Here is a 21,675-nt window from a genome sequence, read left to right as displayed (position 1 = left end):
GGCGACCCTTCCGGAGCTGGTACGCGTGGCCGGTGTCCGGTGGGGCGTCGAGGAGTGCTTCCAGGCTGCGAACAGCCAAGTCGGACTCGACCACTACCAGGTCAGGCATTGGACTTCATGGCACCGGCACATAACGCTGGCCATGCTCGCTCTGGTCTCCTGGCCGCCGTCGCCGTCGCCGTCGCCGCCGCCGTCGCCGCCGTCGCCGCCGTCGCCGCACCGAAGCGGCCCAACGATCCGCACCGCCCAGCTCACAACAGCGAACCGATCTCCTTGACCGTCCGAGATCCGTCACTTGCCTTACCGCCGTCTTCGGCCCACCGACCCTGACTTCTGCCAGTCTGCGGCACTGGGCAATCTGGCGCAGACGCCAACAGGCAACAGCCCGACACAGCCACTACCGACGACGGTCCTGCTGGATAGATCACAAAACCGCACTGGAGTACTAATGGTCATGGTCGAGAAGTCGACTGGGCGCCGTCGGCGAACCGAACGAGTGGCCTCTGCTACCTGGCAGCGCAGGAGCTCGTGGATGACCTGGTCCGTTCCGTCATCCCGCCGGGCTGCGTACGTCGCGCCCTGATGGCCCCTGGCCGAACGGTGCCGGTCCTGCGACGCCGTGATCACCGGCTCGATCAGAGCGAGCCCACTTCGCCTCGGATAATAGGTCGTCTCAGTTGGTGTGGGAGTCACATTCCGCGGTCTGGGCCGTATGCCTCGCGCATGGGTTGGCCTGGGCCTGCAGGGGGGTACTCCAGCCACACGGGGCCGGGGTAGAAGGCTGTGCTGTCCCAGCCGGCCATCTCCTCGCCGATGAGGTACCGGTACAGCCACTCGGCGAAGGTCATGGGGTGTCCGACCCAGTCGCCCTCTGTCCCTTGTACCACCACACCGTCGGAGAACCCGTGGACCGACGAGGCTACGAACACCGCAGCTCCTTGATCGGTGGCGGCGATCGGTATGAGACCTTCGGTGGTTCCGAAGCTGAGTTGGGGGAGCCGGCAGAAGACGCGAGGATCATCGTCCGGCCCAGTGATGTAGGACTCCCATGTGCCATCGGCCCAGACTTCTGATGCCGAGCGGATCTCCTCGCCCAGGTTCCGCCAGCTTGACGCGGGGTGGGACAGGGTGAGGTGTCCGTTCATCTGCACTGGCGCATAGGCGTCGACGATCTGTTTGTAGTCCCCGGGAAACGTCCTGCCGAGCTCCTCCTCCAGGCGGAGCCAGGCCACAGGGTCGGCGTAGCGCTTCTCTCCGGGGCCGAGCATGGCGAAGACGGCCTGCAGGTAATCGGTCATGGTCGCTCGTGTCCCTCGAAGACGCTTGCCGGGAGTCGGTCGTGCCAGCATCGAGCACCCTTCCCGTCGACGGTTGGCAGGGGTCCTCGTTGTCATGGCATGGAGACGGTGCGGCAGCCGCGGTTTTCGCCTCGGGGTGCGTGCTCGCCGTGAGTGGAGGTGCTTCGGCACCGCTGACGCCGATCAAGGCCGCGAGCAGGCCGTCAGTTTCTATTGCGGCCCCAGCGCGCAGATATCAGGACATGCCGTCCCGTGTACGCGTCCTCGCACAGTGAGTTGCCGTCACGATCAACGACCGTCGTGCGGCTGTGCGCCTCCCATTGCAGGCCCATGTCACAGACAAGGCATACACCGGCGAACCGCCTGTACGGCGGGGGCACTTCGTGCGGTTTGAGCTTGGCCATGGAGGCACCCTAGACACCCAGGGGTGCTGGCGCGTCTGTGGCAGGTGGTGTCCTATTCGCAGGCGACGCCGTCACCGTCGCGGTCGAGGTGGCGCCCGTATCCGGGGTCTCCGCGATGGATCGGGGCCGATCCTGCCGCTCTGACCCCGTCGTCGCGGACGCTCTCGGCTACCGCAACAAGACCACCACCCGCCTGCTCAACGACACCGGCGGGACGTGGAGCCGATACGCCGCTGGAGACCACACACGGTCGCCAGCAGGCTGGGCTTCACGAAGAACTGGTGACAGTTGAATACGAGAGCTCACCAGTACCGAGGCCGTTCTACGCCGTGGGGGCGTTCATAACGGCCGCAGCGGTCGTGGCCGTCGCCCGGGCGTAGGCGGCGGGCCCGGGGGCCGGCTGGTAGACCCGTGGACGACATCCATCGGTCCGGCGCTGGACGGCGGCCCCGCCGAAGCCCGGTCAGGCCCGCTGACGGGGCTCCGCCGCATCCGCCGCGCGGCCGGTCAAGGCCCGGTCGACCACCCGCGAGCCGAGTGCGCGGGCCACGCGCTGCTGGTGGAGCAGTTCGGCCGCCAGCTCCGGGGGACAGGCGGCCAGCGGTGTGGCGGCCGGCCGGGCGGGCGGTTCGTCCCGGGCCTTGGCCGCGAGGGCGGCCTGCAGCTGGGCGGCCTCGACTACGGCGGCCGCCTGCTCCCCGCTGAAGCCGGCCCGGTCGGCCTCCCGGCGGGCCGCCCCTGCGATGTCCTCGTCCATCCAGGTGCGCAGCTCCCACTGGGCGTCGCGGATCTCGATGAGCGTGCGGTAGAGCCGGGTGCGAAGGTCCGTGCCGCGCCCCATCGGGATCACCGGGCCGGGCACCTGCTCGGTCAGCGTGCGGTGCAGCGGCATCAGGTTCCGGTGCGCCCTCCGGTAGCGGATCCGGTCGGCGACGGCGGTCAGGTGGGGGCCCCAGTCCGGCAGGATCCAGCCGATGGTCTGGGTGCACACCGCCAGGGCCACCCCGATCTGGGCGACCGGTTCCCATGCGTGGCCGGTGCCGCCGAACTGTGCGGCGACGACGCCTGCGGCCCGGCACACCGAGTAGCAGAGCGAGAACGGCAGCGAGAGGGCGACCAGCCGCAGTCCACGACGGAGCCACGGCGACGGGGCGAGCCGGGAGTAACGCCAGCCCATGACGCCGACACCGATCTGGGTGAAGGTGAAGGCAGCGAGGTAGACGACCAGATAGGCCGGTGTGTAGTGGGCCCGTACGACGGCAAAGTCGTCGGGGGACTCGCCGTGCGCGGCCGCTTCGAAGAACAGCAACACCATGGCGCCCAGCACCACGCCCAGCAGGACGATCCTGGGCACGGCCGCACGGCGCGCGGCTCCGGGCGACAGGGTGAGGCTGAGGAGCACCAGTTGCTGGCAGACGCTCAGGGCGATCACCGAGCTCTGGGAGAGCAGGCCGGAGAAGTTCTCGATGCCGACGGCCCGGCTGAGCCAGACCCAGACGGCCGGGGTGGAGACGGTGAAGATCATGACCAGGAAGAAGAAGCTGCCGATCAGGGCGAGCTGGGCCACCGAGCGGTCCGTGCGTAGCACCCGCGCCTTGTAGAGCAGGGCGACGGAGGCGAGAGCGGCGCACAGGGGGTAGAGGATGTCGTTGATGTCCGCTCCTTGGTCTTCTCCGGACGGTCTTCTCCGGACGGTGTTCGCCGGATCTGCCTTCGCCGGTCTCCGGTGGCTTCCGGTGGTCTTCGCTCGTCCCGGCCGCTCAGCGCTCCGGCCGCCCCAGCCCCCCGGCACCAGCCGAAGCCCCCAGCCCCCCAGCCCCCGGCCCTCCCTCCACCCCTCAGCCGTCGGTCTCGATCCGTCCCGGCGGTTCGAGCAGGGCGAGCCGCGCGACGAGCTCGTGGGCCTCGGGCGGTACGGGCCGGTCGCGGTGGACCGTCCAGCCGCTGAGCCGGCGACCGATCAGCGAGCCGACCAGCTCGGCCTCGACCTCGGCCTCGGAGTCGGTGTGTCCGCGCCCCAGGACGCGCCGTACCAGCCCGGGGTCGAGGGACGGGAGCAACAGTCGGGACACCTCGGCGGCCAGCACCGGTGAGGTGTCGTGGTCGAACACGAGGTGCCCGATTTCATGCAGCACCACCTGGTGTTGGTGGATGGGGGCGAGCCGCTCCTCCAGGAACACGTAGTCGTTGCGGTCCGTCGCCACCCACAGGCCGTGCGGGCTGTCGGCGGGAAGGGCCGTCGGGAGCACCAGCAGGGGGCGCCCGCGCCGGGCGCCGACGTGTTCGCAGACTTCCTCGATGGTCATCTTGCGGCGCGGGGGCAGGGCGAGTTCACGGAACCGCTCCTCACACCGTCGCTCCAGAGGGGTCTTCCCGAGCCCGCGGGCCCCGATGAGCCGGCGCACGACATTCACCGGCCGACGGCCGTGGCCGGCGACTGGGCATGGTTCACGTGAAGACTCCCCCGATGAGCTCGACATACGGATCCCAACACAACGATCCCGCCCCGTCCAGGCTAATTCACGCCAGTTCGGCATTTACGGGCATCCGCCCCGGAAGGAGAACCGCAGCTCAGGGCAGACTCACGCCGATCCGCAGCGCCCTCGGGCGGCGGGCCGTCCACGAGACGGCGGCCCCTCCACGAGCCCGCGCGCCCTCCAGGAGGCGGCGCCCCTCAGGAAGCCGGGCCGTCCAACGGGGCTTCGGGGAGGCCCTCCAGTTCACGGACCCGCTCGATCACGTCGTTGATGGAACGCAGGCTCTTCTCGGAGAGCCCGGCGGTACGCAGCGCCACCCGCCGGACCTGGGCGTCCCGCAGCGCCATGAGCAGGGCGAGTTCGGCGCCGATGCTCTCGGCCACCTCGTCGTCGAAGAAGTACGCGGCCGGGACGCCGAAGAACTTGGCGAGACCTTCGAGGTGACGGAGGGTCGGATTGTCGCGCTGCCCCTTGCGCAGCAACCAGATATAGCTGCCGGAGATGGGGATGCCGTCGGCCGTGATGGCCCGCGCCACGTCCTCGACGCTATAGGGCCCTCGCCCGGCCGGGACCACGTGAGCGAACAGGTGGTTCAGCTTGTCCGCCAGCGACCTCGGCGGCGCTTCACTCTGTTCGGCAGTCGGTTCGGCACTCTGTTCGGCCATGGTGCCTCCATCCTCGGGCGCACCCTATCACCACACTGGTGTAACAAGCATCGCCTATCGGCCAGCCATATCAGTTGACGCATGGATCGGAATCGGCCTAGCATCACGACGTCAACTGGTGTTCGATTTGGATAACCGGCGCTCCACACCAGTTGATGAGCGAGCGAGGTTTCCCAGGCGCAGTCCCGGTACGACCAACCGAAAGGAAATGCCCCCATGGCCAAGATCGCGGCCTTCATGAACGAGCAGCAGATGGGCCCCATCACCGAATCCGTGGTCAACCGTGACGGCACCCCCGTCATGGCCACCCCGGCGGTCGTCGCGGTGCCCGCCTCCGTCAAGATCACCGCGGCGGTCGTCGCCTTCACCGTTCCGGTCGGCGCCTATGTCGCCGGCCGCGTCGTGAACTGACCCCGCCCATTCCGCATCCCGACCCAGGGAGGTCCAGCAAGTGAACCGAATCACCGAAAGCGTCCGCGTGATCGCCGACGCGACCCTCTCGGAGGACACCGGCGAGCGCACCAGCCGGATGATGCCGGTGGCCTTCACCCCGGCCGTCCTCGTGGTCTGCCCCTACGCGGCCGGCGGCCTGGCGGCCGGCGCCGCCGCGGTCGGCGCGTACGAGGCCGGACGGGCCGCCGCCAAGGGCTGACCCGCCCCGCGGAGTCCGCTTCCGGACGGCCGGCCGGAACGGGCTGTCGGGCCGCGCGCCAATCGCGGCCCGACAGCCCGCCCATGCTAGCCAAGCAGCGCAGCCACTGACGAGCCGAGAGGTAGGAACGTCTTTGCGGTACTTAGGGAAACTCGCCTCGGCGGTCTTCTCCCCCGTCCCGGTCTCACGGGACCGGGCCCTGGGAATTTCGGAGCGGCTCTCCGCCCTCACCACCCTTTCCTCTTCCCTGGAATACCTGCACCAGCGCAAGCAGCTCGATCCCGGCGGCCTGAACGACTGGGACATCATGAAGAAATCGCCGGAATCGAAGAACTTCTTCATCCGGCGCGTCAGCGGAGCCGTGGCCGAAAAGCACGTGACCCTCGCCCTACACGCGTCGCGCGCGGCGGTCAGCGCCGGCCTGCTGCTGCCCGGCAACAGCCGCTGGCGCGGCGCCGGCAGCCTGTTCCTCGGCGCCACCACCTGCCTGCTCTCCGCCCGTCACCGCTACGGCACCGACGGATCCGACCAGGTGGCCACCCTCGTGCAGGGCGCCACAGGCCTGGCCCGGCTCTCCACCAGCACCCGTACCCAGGACGCCTTCCTCTGGTATGTCGCCCTCCAGGCCAACCTCTCCTACGCGGCGTCCGGCTGGGTCAAGCTGATCGGCGAGCGGTGGCGGGACGCCTCCGCACTGCCCGGCGTGATGCGCACCCGGACCTACGGCTCCGAGGGCGTGTACCGGCTGACCCAGCGCTACCCGAAGAGCTCCAAGTACCTCCAGCACGGCGTGCTGGCGATGGAGTGCCTCTTCCCGCTGGTCTACCTGGCCGGCGGGCGGCTCACCCGCCCCTTCCTGGCCTCGGCCGCCGGCTTCCACATCGCCAACGGCTTCGTCATGGGACTCGGCCGGTTCATGACGGCCTTCCCCTCGCTGCACCCCATGGTCGCCTACACCACCACACCCGCTTCGCACCCCGCCGTGGCCGGGCGCGACGACCGGGCGGTGAAGGCGGCCGCCGTACTGCTCGCGGCCGGGGTCGCCCTGAGCGCGGCCATCGCCGTCCAGCGCCGCGGCACCGTACTGGAGGGCTGGCCCACCTCACGGAAGTTCGTCACCCGGCACGGCAACGAGCTGATGTACGAGACCGGTGGGGCGGAGTTCTCCGAGGAGCCCGTCCTGGTCTTCTGCGCCGGCCTGGCCTCGACCTCCGAGCACTTCTCCTGGATCACCGAACGCTTCGTCAACGAGACCGAGCACGCCGTGGTGTCCTACGCCCGGGCCGGCTACGGCGGCAGCCTGCGCCGCACCACCGCCCCGTACGAACTCGCCGAATCCGTGGACGACCTGGAGGACCTGGTCCGCGGCGTGGTCCCGGCGAACCGTCAGGTGGTGCTCGTCGGGCACTCCCTGGGCGGCGAACTGATCCGGCGGGCCGCGGCCCGGCTCGGCGACCGGGTGGCGGGGCTGGTCTACCTCGACCCGGCGCACCCGGCGGAGCTCCAGCGCTCGGAACGCCAGAGCGCGGGCGCCAAGGACCTGCGCGACACCATCGCGCACGCCGCGCTGTACCTGCGGCTGGGCACCGGCGTCCTGATGAGCCGGCCCGACTGGCTCGACCGGCTGCCCAAGGCCTACCGCGAGCGGGTGTTCGCCCAGTACACCGACGCCCGGCTGTGGCGGGCGGGCAAGCGCGAATGGGCGGCCGTGGAGAAGGAGTTCCGGGCCTTCGACGGACGGATCGATGCGATCACCGCCCCCGGCCTGATCATCGCCGCCCAGCAGACCGTGGACCAGGACCCGGAACAGCTGCTGCTCTACAACGAGCTGGCCCACGCCCATCGAAGCCACGGCGAGCACGGCGGGATCAAGGTCGTGGAGGGCTCGGACCACGACTCCCTGCTGACCAACGCCCCGCACGCGCACCGGGCGGCCGAGCTGATCGCCGAATTCCTCGGCGGTGTGCGTACGTACGGGGCGGCCCAGGAAGAGTCCAGGGCGGCCCAGGAAGAACAGGCACGACAGCAGCGGCGGGAAGGGGCGGAGCGGTGAGGACGGTGACCGTAATCCTGAAGTCGGCGTTCACCGGCGAGGGCGCCTGGGCGCGGGTGCTGGGCGCCGGGATGCTGGTGGCCACGGTGGCCGCCCAGCACCCGCACCCGGCGTTCGACAGATCCCGTACGAAGGACGTCTTCTCCCTCGTCCCCAACTGGAAGTTCTTCGCTCCGAATCCGGCGGTGCACGACTTCCACTACGTGTACCGAACGCTGGAGCCGGGCGGCGCGACGAGCGAATGGCACGAGATCGAGATGATCGAGAGCCGCCGGCTGCACCAGGCGTTCTGGTTCGCCACCCGGCGGCCGGAGAAGGCGGTCTTCGACATCTGCACCTCCATCCTCCAGCTGGCCGCCAAGGGCGGCGCCGCGGCCGCCCAGACCAACTCGGCCTACCAGGTGCTGGTCGAGTTCATCCGCAAGACCATCCGGGAGCGGCACGGCGAGGACGCCGTACGCGGCTTCCAGTTCGCCGTCGTACGGGCGGCCGGGCACGACACCTCCGAGGAACCGGAGCCGCTGTTCGTGTCCCCGTACACCCCGATGAAGCGGCCGCCGGTCGGCGGCCACCTCGTCACCGCCTGATCCCCCACGGCAAGGAAGAGGCCCCGCACATGGCCGGCACCACCCACGACACGGTCGAAGACACCGCGGCCGACGACACCACGGCCGACGACACCGCAGTCCCGGACATCGGATACGGAACGCAGTTCTCGTCCTGGTACGACCGCGTCTTCCCCAAGGACGCGAGCGCCGCGGCGGTCGCCACTGCCCTCGCCTCGCTGCACCCCGCTCCCGGCTCCGGCACCCTCGAACTCGGAGTCGGCACGGGCCGGATCGCCGTCCCCCTCTCACGGCGCTCCGGCCCGGTCAGAGGCGTCGACTCCTCTCCCGAGATGCTGGCCCTGCTGGCCGCGGAACCGGGTTCGGAGCTGGTCACCGGTGTCCTCGGGGACGTACGCACGTACACCGACGAGCGGCGGTACGGGCTGGTGTACGCCGTGTGCGGGATCCTCTCCATGCTGCTCACCCCCGAGGAACAGCAGGCCATGGTCCACCGGGCGGCCGCCCTGCTGGCGCCCGGCGGGCGACTGGTGATCGAGACCGGCAACCGGCCCGCGGTCGAGGCGATGCACGAGGGACGCTCACGCACGACCCTCTTCACGCCCTACCCCGAGCCGGGCACCGGTCTGCAGACCCACTCCACGCTGCCGCCCGGCTCCGAACTGTGGCAGTGCTCGCACGTCTGGTACGAGTCCGACGGCACCACCCGCGTCGGCACCGAGCTGTCCCGGCTGACCACCCCCGACGAGACCGACGCGTACGCACGGGCCGCCGGGCTGGTCCCGGAGGGCCGGTACGCGGACTGGGACCTCTCGCCGTACTCGGAACGGTATCCGCTGTTCCTCACCACCTACGTACTCCCGGAGAAGGAACAGTGATGAACACGACGCGCACCCTCTGGTTCCTCTTCTCGTTCGCCGTGGCCGTACCCGTGATGGCGGTGATGTTCCGCGAGGACGGGCAGTTCACCGGCCAGTCATGGGCCAAGGGCCTGATCATCGGCACGGCCGTGGCCGTGGTCGCGGCCATCGCGGCGGGCAGGACACGGCCGTGAACATCGGCGCGCTCGTCCGCCGGCACCGCCTGCTGCTGGGCGCCGGGGTCCTGCTGGGCCTCGGCGGCACCGCCGCCACCCTGCTGCAGCCGCTGCTGATCGGCGACCTGATCGAAGCGGTCGCCCTGGACCGGTCCATGACCTGGCCGATCCTGCTGATCGCCGGGCTGTTCCTGCTCGACGCGGTGTTCGCGGCCGCGCACTTCTACCTGATCGGGCGGGCCGGCGAGAACATCGTCCTGGACATGCGCACCACCCTGACGGGCCGTCTGCTGCACTCCCGGATCAGGGCCTTCAACCAGCTGGAACACGGGGACGTGTTCACCCGTACCGTCGCGGACACCTCACTGGCGCGGGTGGCGCTGTCCTCCTCCGTCTCGCAGCTCATCACCTCCGCGCTGAGCACCATCGGCTGCGTCGCCGTCATGGCCTGGATCGACTGGCGGCTGCTGCTGGTGACGGCGGGCTGCCTGGGCGCGGCCTCGGCGGTCGCGCTGGGCCTGGCCCGGGCCGTACGCACGGCCGCGGTGGTCAACCGTACGGACACCAGTGCCTTCGGCTCCGGGCTGTTGCGGGTACTGGGCGCGCTCACCACGGTGAAGGCGTCCCGGGCGGAGCGGCGCGAGGCCCGGCACATCGGGGAACTCGCCGACGCGGCCCGGGTCAGCGGGATCCGGGTCACCCGGCTGTCCGCGCTGCTCATGCCGGCGATGAACGTCGGCACCCAGGTCTCGCTGGCGGTGGTGATCGCGTGGGGCATGGCCCGGACGGCGACCGGTGCGCTGCCGATCGAGGACCTCACGGCCTTCATCATGTACCTCTTCTACCTGGTCAGCCCGTTGGTGATGCTGTTCCTGTCGCTGGGCGAGCTCCAGCAGGGACGGGCGGCCATCGACCGCGTCAAGGAGCTCGCGGAGATCGAGACCGAGACCGACGGCGCGTACGGGCACGGGTACGGGGACGGCCCCACGGCCCCGCCCCAGGACGCGGCCACGGCCGGGGTCACCTCGGGGGCCGTCACCTCAGGGGCCGTCGCCGCAGGTGCTCCGGAGCCGCCCGCCGTCGAGTTCGCGGACGTCGTCTTCGCGCACGCGGGAGCGCAGGGCCCCACCCTCGACGGGATCTCCTTCACCCTGCCCCGCACCGGAGTAACGGCCCTCGTCGGCCCCTCCGGGGCCGGCAAGACCACCCTGTTCCAGCTCATCGAGCGCTTCCACACCCCCGACCGCGGCATCATCCGCCTCGCCGGCACCGACACCGCCGCCCTGCCGCTGGACGAACTGCGCTCCCGGATCGGCCTGGTCGAACAGGAAGCCCCGCTGATGCGCGGCACCGTCCGGGAGAACCTCACCTACGCACAGCCCGACGCCGGCGAGGCGGAGATCGCCGAGGCCGTCTCGGCAGCCCACCTCACCGAGGTCATCGCCGCACTGCCGGCGGGCCTGGACACCCGGCTCGGCGAGGCCGGCACCGGTCTCTCCGGCGGCCAGCGCCAGCGCCTGGCCATCGCCCGTGCCCTGCTGACCCGGCCCGACGTGCTCCTCCTCGACGAGGCCACCTCGCACCTGGACTCCGACTCCGAGGAGGCCCTGCGCCGGGCCATCGCCGACATCGGCTCCCGCTGCCAGGTGCTCACCATCGCGCACCGGCTCACCACCACCATCGACGCCGACCGGATCCTGGTCATCGAGGACGGCAGACTGCGCGCGCACGGCTCGCACGCCGAACTGATGGACCGGGACGCGACCTACCGCCGACTGGCCGGACGCCAGCTGGCCCCGGCCGCGGGAGCCGCGTCATGAGCGCCGGGGCTGACGCGGCCGTCGTGGGGACCGGCCCCAACGGGCTCGCCGCGGCCGTCACCCTGGCCCGGGCGGGGCTCCGCGTGGTCCTGTACGAGCAGGCGGAGAGCATCGGCGGCGGCCTGCGCACCGAAGCGCTCTTCGACAGCGACGTCCGGCACGACATCTGCTCCGCCGTCCACCCGATGGCCGCCGCCTCCCCCTTCTTCCGGGCCTTCGACCTGCCGGGCCGGGGAGTGCCGCTGCTCCAGCCGGAGATGCCGTACGCGCATCCGCTGGGCGCCGGCCGGGCGGTGGCGGCCTGGCGCTGCCTCGACCGGACCGCGGCGGAGCTCGGCGCCGACGGGCCGCGCTGGTCCCGTCTGATGGGACCCCTGGTGCGGCGGTCCCAGGCCGTGGTCGAACTGCTGCTGTCCGACCTGCGGAGCCTCCCGTCCGATCCGGTCGCGGCCCTGCGGCTGGCGACGCGCGTGCTGGCGCACGCGCTGCCGCGCGGTCCGCTGCGCACTCCCGACGCGCGGGCGCTGCTCACCGGGGTGGCGGCGCACGCGGTCGGGCCCCTGCCCTCGCTCCCTGCCGCAGCGGTGGCGATGCTCCTCGGGCACACCGCGCACAGCACGGGCTGGCCCCTGCCCGAGGGCGGCAGCGGCCGGATCGCGGCGGCGCTGGCCGAGGACATCACCGCGCACGGCGGCGAGTTCCGCACCGGCCACCGCGTACGGGACCTGGCCGAGCTGGGCGACGTACCGCTGGTCCTCCTGGACGTGGGGCCGAGGGGCTTCCTGTCCCTGGCGGGGGGCCGGCTGCCGTCCGGCTACCGGCGGGCACTGGCCCGCTACCGGTACGGGCCCGGCGCGGCGAAGGCCGACTTACTGGTCGACGGGCCCGTCCCGTGGGCCGACCCGCTCTCGGGGCGCGCCGGGACGGTGCACCTGGGCGGAGACGCGGCCGCCATCGCCCGCCAGGAGCGGGCGGTGGCCGCCGGGAACCCGGGCAGCGCCCCGTTCGTCCTCGTGGTGGACCCGGCGGTGACCGACCCCTCGCGGGAGGTCCGCGGCCGACGCCCGGTCTGGGCGTACGCGCACGTGCCCAACGGTGACACCCGTGACCCGGTGGACCTCGTACGGCGGCGCATCGAGGAGTACGCGCCCGGCTTCGGCGACACGGTGATCGCCGCGCGGGGCCGGTCCGCGGCCGCCTTCGAGGCGTACAACCCGAACTACGTCGGCGGGGACATCGCGGCGGGCGCCCTCACGCTCCGCCAGTCGCTGGCCCGGCCCACCCCGCGCCTCGACCCGTACGCCACCCCGCTGGCCGGGGTGTACCTGTGCTCGGCGGCCACGCCCCCGGGGCCCTCGGTGCACGGCATGTGCGGGTACCTGGCGGCGCTGGCCGCACTCCGCCGCCACCACGGCATGCGCGAGGCCCCCGGCCTGTCTCCTTCCCCTTCCCCGTCCCCGTCCCCGTCCCCGGAGCCCGCGTGATCGTCTGGAAGCGGCACGGCCTGGTCTTCGGCGCGGGCACCCTGTGCGTCCTGCTGAACAACGGCGGGGTGAACCGCTTGTGGACCCTCGGCGTGGTCCTGCTGGCCGTGGGCGGTGCGATGCGATGGTCCCTGACCCGCCGGCAGCGCCCCCGCGGCGAGCGCCCGCCGGTGGCGCTGCGGGTCCCGGTCGAGGGCCGCTGGGTGGCCCTCAACGGACCCGCGACCAAGGTGCCCAGCCACACCCACAGCCACGCCCAGACCTACGCCATCGACCTCAAGTACGCGGGCGACGCCCCGGAGCCGCCGCCCTTCCGCAACCTCTGGCCGCCCGGCCGGCGCCCGGAACGGCACCCGTCCTTCGGCCGTCCGGTCCTGGCCCCCGCGGACGGCGTGGTGGTGGCCACGGCCGGCCGGATGCGGGACCACCTCTCCCGCTGGTCGCTGCCCGCCTTCGCGTTCATGTACCTGGAGGGCTTCGTCCGGGGCCTGGGCTGGCCGTGCCACGTCTGGGGCAACTACGTCCTGCTGGACGTGGGCGACGGTGTGGTGGCGGGCTTCGCCCACCTGCGCCGGGGATCCCTCCGGGTTGCCGTGGGCGACCGCGTACGGGCGGGGGACCATCTGGCCGACTGCGGCAACTCGGGGAACTCCTCCGAACCGCACCTGCACTTCCAGCTGATGGACGGCCCCGACCCGGCCACCGCCCGGGGCATCCCCTTCACCTGGACCTACCGGCACGACGACGGCACCCAGCACACCGGCGTCCCGGCCGACACCACCTTCTTCACCGCCGGCCCGCCACCCTCCGAACGGACCCCCACATGACCGAACCAACGCCCCCATCCCCGGCAAGTCACCGTGACTGGTACGACGAGATGTGGGCCAGATCCTCCGGGTCGACCTCCCAGCCCTCTCGAGGAGCTGGCGGAGGATGCAGCCGGCCAGGTGGTCCGGTTCAAGTCCGCGGTCCGACGAGCTGACTGCTACGGGGTGCGGCCGGGCGGGTCCTCAGGAGGTAGGGCTGCCCGACGGAACGGGGGTGCTCGCGCTCCAGAAGTCGTCCCTCACGTCTGGGCGCTGTGGGTACGGGGTGGTGCGCGTCGGGGTGTTGGGTTCGGCGGTGGGGGCCTGTACGGGCGAATCGGTCAGGCAGGGGGTGGCGACGTCGAGGAAGAACTGGCCTTCGGCGGCGACCTCGACGGACAGGCTGTAGCCGTCCGGTGTGCTGGCGCGCATCGCGGGAAAAACGGGGTTCTTGTTCACCGAGGTGACCTTGTAGCCGCGGCTTTTCCATTCGCGTTCGATGACTCCGAGGAGAGCGCCGCGACGCTGTTCGGAGACAATGGTCAGGATAAGGACGGAGCGTTTGGCGGCGCCGGTGCCTGTAGAGCCGCCCGTTGGGTTCGTGCACCCGGCGTCAGAGGAGGGGCCGTGGTTCCATCGCAGCTCGGGCCGTACTGCGGCGAGCGTCTCCTGGAGCATCGCGTCGGCCCGGTCGGCACCCTGTTGCATGTTCATGCCTGCGTTCCCCTTCGTGGCTGTCGTATCCGGGCCGCTGCACGCTGCGGCGAGGACCGTCAGCATGAGCGGGACGGCGGCGAGTCGGTGCTGTCTCATCGAGGCTCCTCCGTGCTGATCGCTCCGGACTGGCCGGCGATGATCCGGGCGATGTTGGACGCGGAGTCCTGGTCCTTCAGCGGGTTGAAGTAGTTCGAGTGGGCATCGAAGGGGCCGCTTCCCTCGATGAACGGCTTGGGCCCGTCGGTCACCAGGAAACGATGGGCGCCGAAGTCTTTGCTGGCCGGGTCCGTACCGAAGTAGATTTCGTTCTCGTCGCTGACCACGTCACCAATGAGGTATCCGACGGCTCCGCCCGCGATGGCGCCGGGCAGTCCCGCCGCTCCCAGGCCCGCGGCCGCACCGTTCAGCATGCTGCCGGATTCGGACTTGTTCGGGAGCATGCTCACGGGGTCGTGGTCGGACGCGCCCACGAACACGTGGTCCTTCCCCACGTTGAGCTGATCGGCGTGGTGCGCGCCGGTGCCCGGACTCCCGACCAGGATGATGTCATCGACCCCCGGAATCCCACCGTCCAGCTGCGCCGCCTGGCCGACGGTCAGTGACCCGTAGGAGTGCCCGAGCGCAACAATGTGAGGGTCGGGGTTTTCGTTGGTGGCGCTGATGCCGGCCATGAACCGGTTGTAGTCGGGCGCACCCCTGCGGGCTCGGTCCTCGGACATGACGTCGAGGTTGTTTACCACGTGGTCCGCGGGCAGCTGTGGTGCGTCATAGCCGAGCCAGACGATGGCAGCCGAACTCGGATCGTATCTTCGTGCTCCAAGGGCCGTGTCACGGGCCCGCTGGACGTCGTTGCGGGCGAAGTCCGCGTCCAGTGCCGTGCCCAGACCGGGGACGTACGCGGACACGTTGCGAGACGTGTCGGGGTTGCCGAAGGCCACGATGGCGCGCCCGCCACCCTGGTCACCGATACCAAGCAGATACATCGGGGGCTCGCCCGGCTTCTGGTTCCACAGCTGGCTGTCGATGGAGCGCATTCCCGCCAGCTGAGTCCGTGACTTCTCGTCGTCCTGTCCGGACAGCTTGCCGATGAGCAGCTGCAGATTGTCGCGGTTGGCGTCATCGCGCACCGCGGACGGGATGCCGTCGAGGTTTCCGAGCACATCCGGATAGACGGCCAGGAGCTCGGCGCGGTGATCGGGTGACAGCTCCTTCCACCAGGCCCCGCGCTCCGCCGGCGACTTCTTCTCGGGAATCGTGTCGCGCAGATAATCCCGGGCCTCCTCACGGACCACCTCGGCGTCCCCGGCCACGTCGGCCCAGGTCGCGTCCGTGACCTCCAGGCCATCCGGAGCCTTCAGACGGTTCAGAGCCCGGACGAACCGCGAGTCCACCTCCTGTGCGGCCGATACCGCGCCGACTATGCGGTTGGCGATCTCCTGCGCGACGGCGGCATGCGGATTCGGGCGCTGTCGACCAGCGACGGCCGGGGACGGCCGCGGCGAGCGGAGTTCGCGGCGAACCGGAGCATGCGGCGTTCACGGCGCTCGCAGAACGGGAGGAAGCCGCCTCACCGGTGCACGCGGCCCACGGCTACGGCACCCCCGCCGACCGGCCGACCGCCGACCGTTCCCCCGTACGGCAAGGAGGCTGACGTGTCCGTACCCGCCCTCACCCTGTGGGACCGCTTCGCCCGCACGACGGAGCGCCACCCCGACCGCCCGGCCCTCACCGCCGCGGGCACCACCCTGTCCTACGCCCAGTTGCGCACCCACGCCGAGGCCCTGGCCGCCCGGCTCTGCTCCGGCACGCCACCGCCCCGCCGAGCCGCCCTGCTGGCGGAGCGGACCCCCGTGACGTACGCCGCCTACCTGGCGCTGCAGCGACTGGGGGCCGCGGTGGTGCCGCTCAACCCGGCCGCACCGCCCGGCCGCAACGAGGCCGTCGTACGGCAGGCGGAGGCGGCGGTCGTCCTGGCCGACGCGGCCTGCGACGCCCGGGCGGCGGGCCAAGCCGCGTCGCTCGTCCCGGTCGCGCTCACCGACCGCGCCGACGGCCCCGGCCTGAGCGGCGTCCCCGTCCCCGGACCGCAGGACACCGCGTACATCCTGTTCACCTCCGGCTCCACCGGGCGGCCCAAAGGGGTCGTGATCCGCCACACCAACACCGACGCCTACCTGGACCACGCCGTCGAGCGCACCGGCGCCGGCCCGGACAGCCGGCTGTCCCAGACCTTCGACCTCACCTTCGACCCGTCCGTCTTCGACATGTTCGTGGCCTGGAGCACCGGCGCGGCCCTCGTCGTGCCCACCCGCGACGAACTGATGGACCCGGCCGGGTTCGTGGCGCGGACGTCACCGGGTTCCTTTCCGGTCGGGGCCTGCGGCGGGGAAAGCCGTGTCATGCACACCGCGGCCAAACGGCTCTTCCTGACGCGGCTGCGGGACCTGGTCCTCACCCCGCGAGGTCTGGACTACCGCGTCCAGTTCCCCGGACCCGGCGGCACCAACGCGGTCGAGGCCGCACTCAAGCTCGCCCGGAAGGTCACCGGACGGCACACCGTCGCCTACTTCGAACGCGGCTTCCACGGCATGACGCTCGGGGCCCTGGCGGTCACCGCCAACCCGGCGAAACGCGCCGGAGCGGGGGTACCGCTGCCGCACACCGTCTCCGTGCCCTTCGACGACCCCGCCGACGGCGACGCACAGGCGGCGGCCCGGCTCACCCGGGCGCTGGACACCGCCTCCGCCGGCAGGCCGCTCGCCGCCGTCGTCGTGGAGACCGTACAGGGCGAGGGCGGCGTCAACCCGGCCCGACCGGCCTGGCTGCGCACCCTGGCCGGCTGGGCCCGGGAGCACGGCACGCTCCTGGTGGTGGACGACATCCAGATGGGTTGCGGGCGCACGGGACCCTTCTTCTCCTTCGAGCCGGCCGGCATCGTCCCCGACATCGTCTGCCTGTCCAAGTCCATCAGCGGCTACGGGATGCCCATGGCCCTGACCCTGATCCGGCCCGAGTACGACGTGTGGAAGCCCGGCGAGCACAACGGCACCTTCCGCGGCTACAACCCGGCCTTCGTCACCGCCGCCCGGGCGCTGGAACTGTACTGGTCCGACAGCACGCTGGAAGCCAGGACCACCGCGCTGGGCCGCCAGGTGGAGCGTGCCCTCACGCGGACCGCCCGCCGGTACGGGCTGGGCGCACCGCGCGGGCGCGGCCTGGCCTGGGGACTGCCCTTCGACAGGCCGGGAGCGGCCCGCGAGGTGTGTGACGCCGCCTTCCGCGACGGCCTTTTGCTGGAGACGGCCGGACCGCAGGACGACGTCGCCAAGCTCCTGCCGCCGTTGACGGTGACGCACGGACAACTGGAACGGGGCCTGGCCGTCCTCGACGGAGCCGTCGCCACGGTGGTGGGCATACGGACCCTCGTGGCCTGACTCCCGCAGCCGCGGGGGACCAGGGAGCAGGAAGCGGGGACCGCCCGGCGGCACACCGGCCGCCGGGCCGACGAACGGAGAACGGATGTCGGTCGACCTCTTGGGATTCCTCGGCGTGGTGCTGCTCGCGTACCTCGTGCCCGGACCCGACTTCCTCGTGGTGCTCCGGTCGGCGACCGAGCACCCGGCCAAGGGCCGTGCCGCGGCGCTCGGCGCCCAGGCGGGGTTGTGCGTGCACATGCTCGCCGCCGCCACCGGGCTCTCCCTGATCGCCGCCCGTTCCCCGGTGGTCTACGACGCCGTCAAGTTCCTCGGCGCGGCCTACCTCGTCTACCTCGGGGTCAGGGCCGTCCTGGCCGCCCGGCGGTCCGCCCGCGAGCGGACCGCCGGGCGGCAGGCGGACGCCGCCCCCGCGCCCGGGGACCCGGCGGAGCCGGGACCCGCCCGGGGCCGCCGACGGGCCGGCTTCAGCCAGGGCTTCTTCACCAACGTGCTCAATCCCAAGGCGGCCCTGTTCTTCATCAGCATCCTGCCGCAGTTCGTCCACGGCGGGGGATCCATGACCCGTCAGATCTTCTTCCTCGGCACCCTGGACGTCGTCATCGGCATCGCCTACTGGTTCGCCCTGGTCGCCCTCGCCGCCCGCTTGCGGGCACTCCTCGCCCGCCCCGCCTTCCGCCACCGCTGGGAACTCACCACCGGCTGGCTCTTCATCGCCATCGGCATCGGTGTCGCCGCAACCGCCTGACCCCAGCGTTTGTCGACGAGTTCCGAAACCCATCGACAAACGCTGCTGCTGAACGTGAACAAAGCCACCGGCCCCGCTTTCCAGCTGCGGACCCGCGGCTTGGCGGCCGCGGGCGCCGTCGCCGAGGAGGCCGGCAGCTACTGTCCGCCCGCGCCGCACCCCGTCGCCGTGCGCACCGGCCCTGTGCCGGGGAGGCCGCGCGTCCTCGCACGCCGGACATCACGGCCCCGGGATGCCGCCGGCACAGCCGGGCGTGGAGCGGTCTGCCGCTCTTGCCGTTTCCGCCGGGCCCGTGGCCCGATACGGTGGGACGCCGGTCACTACCGCCGCCTGCGCGCAGCGGGGCCTGCTTGCCCCACTCGTCCGTCCCTGCCCACAATGCCCGCAGACTCGATGTGGGGAGTGCGCGGATGCAGCAGCGGGTCACCGTTGGGCCGGATGAGGACGGCGTGCTGGTCATCACGTGTACGGGCGAGTTCGACCAGGACACCCTCAACCCGCTCGCCGCGGCCGGCATCGCGGCCGTCACCGACCCGGATATCCGCCGTGTCGTCCTGGACGTCGGCCAGGTCACCTTCGCCGACTCCTCCATGCTCAACCTGATGCTGCGCCTGCTGCGCTCGGACCGCCTGGTCCTGGTCGGCCCCCTGCCCCGCCGGCTTGAGCGCCTCCTGGACCTCACACAGGCGATCCACCTGTTCCCGATCGCCGAGAACGTCGTCGCGGCACGCCTCCTCTGATGCCGGCCCTCTGGGAGAACCCGTCCGCTGCCTCAGGCGCCTCTGGCTCGCGGCAGGCGCCCGGGGTGGTGTGGGGGTCTCCGTACCCGTGGCTCGCTGAGCAGCTCGAAGGGGGTCTTGCCGGTGCCGGGCATAGGGCCCGGGACCGGGGCCGGATGAGGCGTGGCATCGCGCCCAGCGTCTGCTCCGTGTCAGCCGACACGCTGTGTGTCGGCTCCGGTGGCTCCGGACTGGGCGGGCATGTGGGGCAGGGGGACGGTGCAGGAGGCGCAGCGGCGGGCCTGGGCGGGGACGGGGCTGAGACATTCGGGGCAGTCGCGCTTGGGCCGCAGGGCCGCCGGTGCAGTCAGCGGTCCGCAGGATCAGGAGGAGTTCCTCGTACCGGCCGAGGGCGAGACCGCCGACAAGGAGTGCTCCGGGCAAGGCCAGCGCGAGGAGGGCGGTGGTCGGTACCACCGGGTCTGGCATCACGCGCCGGGCACGCCGGCGAGGGCGGCGTCGGGTAGGACCTTGGTGAGAGGAAGATCAAGGGCGCGGGCGATTTCGCGAAGCTCTTGCTCGGTGGGGCGGGTGGGGCCTACGGTGCCGCCCTGGACGAAGACTCTGATGTGCGCGGTGCGGTCCGCCAGCGCCTGCACACTGAGGTGCCGACGGCGCATGGCTGCTTCGAGGACGGGCGACAAGTCTGCCATTTCCCGCTCGTGCCCCGGCCGGCCCGTGGCCCTCATGCCGTGCCGTATCCGAGGACACCCCGACCGCGTGGGTTGCAGCGCCGCAGGACCGGACCGTCCCGGGAGCACTGCCCGCCGCCGGGCGAAGACTCCGGCCAGCCGCCGCCGGTAGAAGCTGTGCAGGCTGAACACGGTCTGGTCAATGCTCACCGCCAGGAGCCGCGGCCCAGGGCATCAGCGCGAGGCGGAAAGAACGCCACCAGCAGCAGGACCAGCCAGCAGACCACGGCGCGGACCCAGCCGCGGGAGCCCAGGGGCCGCCGAAGGCACCCCTTGACCGTTGCCTCGTCTGCCCGATATCCCAGCAGGCCGTACCCACACTTACGACCCGATCGACCTGTCCGGCCGACGTGGCCATGCGGTCATCGACTCCTTCTGCCAGACGAATCCGAGCGGAGTCTCCCGCACGGTCGGGGGCATGCGGGCAGCATGACTCTTCTGCTGCTGTTCCTGCTCCCGCTCGGGCTGGCTCTCGGACTTCTGACTGTTAAGGAGCCCCAGCGCGGCCGGCACCGCGAGAGTCGCTGACCCCGATGGTGGCTCAGTGCCCACGGAAGGCCAGCACATCAGAGGCCGCAGCCGATCAGTGAGCCGGATACCAGCGGTGGTCGGTGGGCAGGCTGGGCGCCAACGCGCGGGCGCGTTGCCACATGCCGTGGAACTGTTCGGCCGGGCGTTGCTGTTCGCCATGGAGGGCGTTGAGGGCGATCAGGCCGCAGGTCAAGGCCGGTACCGCCCATTGGGCGTAGGACAGGTGGCGTTCGGCCTGGTCGGTGTCGAGCGGGTGGTGCTCGGACTTCTCGGTGTCCTGCGGGTCATCGGAGGCGCAGAGTTCGATCTTCTTGCCGAGGACCCGGGTGTAGGCGGTCGCGGCGAGAGCGGCGCCGGTCAGAACCGTCTTGGCGAGGGTGGAAGCGGCGACGCCCTGCTGGGTGACGACACGGGCGGTGTTCGCGCCGAGCAGGCCGCTGGAACCAACGAGGTGTGCGCCGATCGCAACAGCGCAGACGGGAGTCCACCTCGCCCAGCCCGCACTGGCGATCCTGGCACCCGCCTCCCAGGTCTCGCCTTGCTCCTTCGCTGCGCCGTTGAGGCCTACCGCGCCCATCAGGGCCCCACCAAACCAGGCGGCCAGGCCGATGTCGTGAAGGCTGCGCAAGACGGTGTTGCGTTCGGACATGTCAGGCTCCTTGCACGGGGACGTGCCGGCAGGCCTGCCGGGCACCCTGTCACCGTCACCTCGCCGGCCCGACAGCGCCATCCCAGCTGATCCAAACGGCCGCCGACAGCAAGGCGCGAGCGCCACCACTGACCAGGCCGATGAAAGTTCCCACAGGTGGGCGGGGGTCCTGTCGCCACTCGCTCGCCGGTGGACACTGACCCATCATCCCCTGAGGCTGACAGGCGGTGCACAGTGACCGGCGCGCTGCTCATGTCCCCAGCCTCACCCGCGGAACCCTGTGTGATCGGAGGACGTTTCATGGTGCGTTCGGTGCGTGAGAGCTATGACGAGGTTCAGGTGGCGGCCCGGTTGCGGGTGCCGGTGGCGGCGTGGCGGTGGGCGGCGGGCTCCGGTCTGGTCCCGGCCGCCGACGCGGGGCCGGGGCTGTGGTCGCGGGCGGTGGTGGAGGCCGCCGACCCGGAAGCGGTCCGCGCCGCGCTGCGCGGCCCGGTGGGTGCCGGGGCGGCGGCGGACCGGCTCACGGATGCCCTCGGCAGGGTGTTGCCGCCGCGCCGGCCGAGGGTGACCGCCGCCGAGGTCGGCCACCTGGCTCGGGCCGGCCTCCTGGTCCGCCTCGGCGAGGACAGCGAGTTCCCCGACGTCCACCCCGACGGGGTCGCCGCCCTGGCCCCCCGCCGGGACCTGCCCGCACTCTTGGACACACATGTGCCCCTGGGCCCGTACCAGGCCGCCGTCCGCCTCGGCGTCTGCCCACGGACTGGGATCACGTCGTGCGCCTGGGGCGGGTGTCCCCGGTCGGGACGGTCGCCGTCCGCCTCGGCGTCTGCCCACGGACTGGGATCACGTCGTGCGCCTGGGGCG

Annotated in this window: 20 protein-coding genes and 3 pseudogenes; 14 read left to right on the top strand and 9 right to left on the bottom strand. The window is 71.6% G+C overall.

The annotated features are described in order from the left end of the window. Positions 1-689: 689 nt before the first annotated feature. The 5 genes from ACZ6ZT_RS30065 to ACZ6ZT_RS30045 form a co-directional block, all read right to left on the bottom strand. Positions 690-1,298 carry an SMI1/KNR4 family protein gene (locus ACZ6ZT_RS30065; RefSeq protein ID WP_469723274.1) on the bottom strand — a complete coding sequence of 203 codons (609 nt, stop codon included), beginning with the start codon at positions 1,296-1,298 and terminating at the stop codon, positions 690-692. 456 nt (positions 1,299-1,754) lie between these two features. Continuing rightward, the gene (locus ACZ6ZT_RS30060; RefSeq protein ID WP_469723273.1) at positions 1,755-1,946 is read right to left on the bottom strand and encodes an excalibur calcium-binding domain-containing protein; all 192 of its coding nucleotides are present in this window, start codon (positions 1,944-1,946) and stop codon (positions 1,755-1,757) included. A 219-nt stretch (positions 1,947-2,165) separates the two neighbouring features. Continuing rightward, positions 2,166-3,335: an MAB_1171c family putative transporter gene (locus tag ACZ6ZT_RS30055; RefSeq protein ID WP_469723366.1), complete on the bottom strand. Its 1,170-nt coding sequence runs from the start codon at positions 3,333-3,335 to the stop codon at positions 2,166-2,168. Between the two features lie 205 nt (positions 3,336-3,540). Next, positions 3,541-4,107 carry a hypothetical protein gene (locus ACZ6ZT_RS30050; protein ID WP_469723272.1) on the bottom strand — a complete coding sequence of 189 codons (567 nt, stop codon included), beginning with the start codon at positions 4,105-4,107 and terminating at the stop codon, positions 3,541-3,543. A 269-nt stretch (positions 4,108-4,376) separates the two neighbouring features. After that, the gene (locus ACZ6ZT_RS30045) at positions 4,377-4,844 is read right to left on the bottom strand and encodes an XRE family transcriptional regulator (RefSeq protein WP_469723270.1); all 468 of its coding nucleotides are present in this window, start codon (positions 4,842-4,844) and stop codon (positions 4,377-4,379) included. Positions 4,845-5,060: 216 nt separating this feature from the next. On the opposite strand from ACZ6ZT_RS30045, the gene ACZ6ZT_RS30040 reads away from it, so the two are divergent. The 9 genes from ACZ6ZT_RS30040 to ACZ6ZT_RS30000 all read left to right on the top strand — a co-directional run bounded on the left by ACZ6ZT_RS30040 (position 5,061) and on the right by ACZ6ZT_RS30000 (position 13,282). After that, on the top strand, positions 5,061-5,255 hold the full coding sequence (locus tag ACZ6ZT_RS30040; RefSeq protein ID WP_351819693.1) for a hypothetical protein: 195 nt from the start codon (positions 5,061-5,063) through the stop codon (positions 5,253-5,255). Between the two features lie 40 nt (positions 5,256-5,295). Beyond that, positions 5,296-5,496: a hypothetical protein gene (locus tag ACZ6ZT_RS30035; protein WP_469723269.1), complete on the top strand. Its 201-nt coding sequence runs from the start codon at positions 5,296-5,298 to the stop codon at positions 5,494-5,496. Positions 5,497-5,629: 133 nt separating this feature from the next. After that, positions 5,630-7,549 (top strand): alpha/beta fold hydrolase, encoded by a 1,920-nt coding sequence (locus ACZ6ZT_RS30030; RefSeq protein ID WP_469723268.1) that lies wholly within the window; start codon positions 5,630-5,632, stop codon positions 7,547-7,549. Positions 7,550-7,554: 5 nt separating this feature from the next. Then, positions 7,555-8,136, top strand: a complete 582-nt coding sequence (locus tag ACZ6ZT_RS30025) for a hypothetical protein (protein ID WP_469723267.1) — start codon at positions 7,555-7,557, stop codon at positions 8,134-8,136. A gap of 29 nt (positions 8,137-8,165) precedes the next feature. Continuing rightward, positions 8,166-8,993 (top strand): class I SAM-dependent methyltransferase, encoded by an 828-nt coding sequence (locus ACZ6ZT_RS30020; RefSeq protein ID WP_469723266.1) that lies wholly within the window; start codon positions 8,166-8,168, stop codon positions 8,991-8,993. Continuing rightward, complete coding sequence (locus ACZ6ZT_RS30015) at positions 8,993-9,169, top strand: hypothetical protein (protein ID WP_469723265.1); 177 nt, start codon at positions 8,993-8,995, stop codon at positions 9,167-9,169. Before ACZ6ZT_RS30020 ends, ACZ6ZT_RS30015 begins: the two co-directional genes overlap by 1 nt. Then, entirely contained in the window at positions 9,166-10,971 is a 1,806-nt protein-coding gene (locus ACZ6ZT_RS30010; protein ID WP_469723263.1) for an ABC transporter ATP-binding protein, read from the top strand. The genes ACZ6ZT_RS30015 and ACZ6ZT_RS30010 overlap by 4 nt, the downstream gene beginning before the upstream one ends. Continuing rightward, entirely contained in the window at positions 10,968-12,455 is a 1,488-nt protein-coding gene (locus ACZ6ZT_RS30005) for a phytoene desaturase family protein (RefSeq protein WP_469723262.1), read from the top strand. The genes ACZ6ZT_RS30010 and ACZ6ZT_RS30005 overlap by 4 nt, the downstream gene beginning before the upstream one ends. Then, on the top strand, positions 12,452-13,282 hold the full coding sequence (locus tag ACZ6ZT_RS30000; RefSeq protein ID WP_469723260.1) for a M23 family metallopeptidase: 831 nt from the start codon (positions 12,452-12,454) through the stop codon (positions 13,280-13,282). Before ACZ6ZT_RS30005 ends, ACZ6ZT_RS30000 begins: the two co-directional genes overlap by 4 nt. A 183-nt stretch (positions 13,283-13,465) precedes the next feature. Here the strand turns inward: ACZ6ZT_RS30000 and ACZ6ZT_RS29995 are convergent, their stop codons facing one another. Continuing rightward, on the bottom strand, positions 13,466-13,975 hold the full coding sequence (locus tag ACZ6ZT_RS29995; RefSeq protein ID WP_469723259.1) for a hypothetical protein: 510 nt from the start codon (positions 13,973-13,975) through the stop codon (positions 13,466-13,468). 95 nt (positions 13,976-14,070) lie between these two features. Further along, positions 14,071-15,369: an alpha/beta hydrolase gene (locus ACZ6ZT_RS29990; RefSeq protein ID WP_469723258.1), complete on the bottom strand. Its 1,299-nt coding sequence runs from the start codon at positions 15,367-15,369 to the stop codon at positions 14,071-14,073. 60 nt (positions 15,370-15,429) lie between these two features. On the opposite strand from ACZ6ZT_RS29990, the pseudogene ACZ6ZT_RS29985 reads away from it, so the two are divergent. From ACZ6ZT_RS29985 to ACZ6ZT_RS29970, 4 genes and pseudogenes are all read left to right on the top strand, one after another. After that, positions 15,430-16,308: pseudogene (locus tag ACZ6ZT_RS29985) on the top strand (AMP-binding protein); the annotation flags it as partial. Positions 16,309-16,377: 69 nt separating this feature from the next. Continuing rightward, positions 16,378-17,412: pseudogene (locus ACZ6ZT_RS29980) on the top strand (diaminobutyrate--2-oxoglutarate transaminase); the annotation flags it as partial. Between the two features lie 85 nt (positions 17,413-17,497). After that, entirely contained in the window at positions 17,498-18,160 is a 663-nt protein-coding gene (locus tag ACZ6ZT_RS29975; protein ID WP_469723256.1) for a LysE family translocator, read from the top strand. 410 nt (positions 18,161-18,570) lie between these two features. Next, positions 18,571-18,900, top strand: a complete 330-nt coding sequence (locus tag ACZ6ZT_RS29970; protein ID WP_469723254.1) for an STAS domain-containing protein — start codon at positions 18,571-18,573, stop codon at positions 18,898-18,900. A 467-nt stretch (positions 18,901-19,367) separates the two neighbouring features. Here the strand turns inward: ACZ6ZT_RS29970 and ACZ6ZT_RS29965 are convergent, their stop codons facing one another. Beyond that, positions 19,368-19,592 (bottom strand): XRE family transcriptional regulator, encoded by a 225-nt coding sequence (locus ACZ6ZT_RS29965; RefSeq protein WP_469723253.1) that lies wholly within the window; start codon positions 19,590-19,592, stop codon positions 19,368-19,370. Between the two features lie 622 nt (positions 19,593-20,214). Continuing rightward, positions 20,215-20,811 carry a hypothetical protein gene (locus ACZ6ZT_RS29960; RefSeq protein WP_469723251.1) on the bottom strand — a complete coding sequence of 199 codons (597 nt, stop codon included), beginning with the start codon at positions 20,809-20,811 and terminating at the stop codon, positions 20,215-20,217. 312 nt (positions 20,812-21,123) lie between these two features. Here ACZ6ZT_RS29960 and ACZ6ZT_RS29955 point away from each other — a divergent pair. Beyond that, a pseudogene (locus ACZ6ZT_RS29955) lies at positions 21,124-21,675 on the top strand (hypothetical protein); the annotation flags it as partial.

Source organism: Streptomyces sp. NPDC102258 (assembly GCF_055584685.1).
Note: the sequence above shows the minus strand (reverse complement) of the source record. Positions and strands in the feature narration are given on the sequence as shown.

Excerpts from the sequence above, each read along its gene's own strand:
- ACZ6ZT_RS30065 (WP_469723274.1), bottom strand. The coding sequence starts at position 1,298 with ATGACCGATTACCTGCAGGCCGTCTTCGCCATGCTCGGCCCCGGAGAG.
- ACZ6ZT_RS30045 (WP_469723270.1), bottom strand. The coding sequence starts at position 4,844 with ATGGCCGAACAGAGTGCCGAACCGACTGCCGAACAGAGTGAAGCGCCG.
- ACZ6ZT_RS30040 (WP_351819693.1), top strand. The coding sequence starts at position 5,061 with ATGGCCAAGATCGCGGCCTTCATGAACGAGCAGCAGATGGGCCCCATC.
- ACZ6ZT_RS30020 (WP_469723266.1), top strand. The coding sequence starts at position 8,166 with ATGGCCGGCACCACCCACGACACGGTCGAAGACACCGCGGCCGACGAC.
- ACZ6ZT_RS30015 (WP_469723265.1), top strand. The coding sequence starts at position 8,993 with ATGAACACGACGCGCACCCTCTGGTTCCTCTTCTCGTTCGCCGTGGCC.
- ACZ6ZT_RS30005 (WP_469723262.1), top strand. The coding sequence starts at position 10,968 with ATGAGCGCCGGGGCTGACGCGGCCGTCGTGGGGACCGGCCCCAACGGG.
- ACZ6ZT_RS29995 (WP_469723259.1), bottom strand. The coding sequence starts at position 13,975 with ATGAACATGCAACAGGGTGCCGACCGGGCCGACGCGATGCTCCAGGAG.
- ACZ6ZT_RS29975 (WP_469723256.1), top strand. The coding sequence starts at position 17,498 with ATGTCGGTCGACCTCTTGGGATTCCTCGGCGTGGTGCTGCTCGCGTAC.
- ACZ6ZT_RS29970 (WP_469723254.1), top strand. The coding sequence starts at position 18,571 with ATGCAGCAGCGGGTCACCGTTGGGCCGGATGAGGACGGCGTGCTGGTC.
- ACZ6ZT_RS29965 (WP_469723253.1), bottom strand. The coding sequence starts at position 19,592 with ATGGCAGACTTGTCGCCCGTCCTCGAAGCAGCCATGCGCCGTCGGCAC.
- ACZ6ZT_RS29960 (WP_469723251.1), bottom strand. The coding sequence starts at position 20,811 with ATGTCCGAACGCAACACCGTCTTGCGCAGCCTTCACGACATCGGCCTG.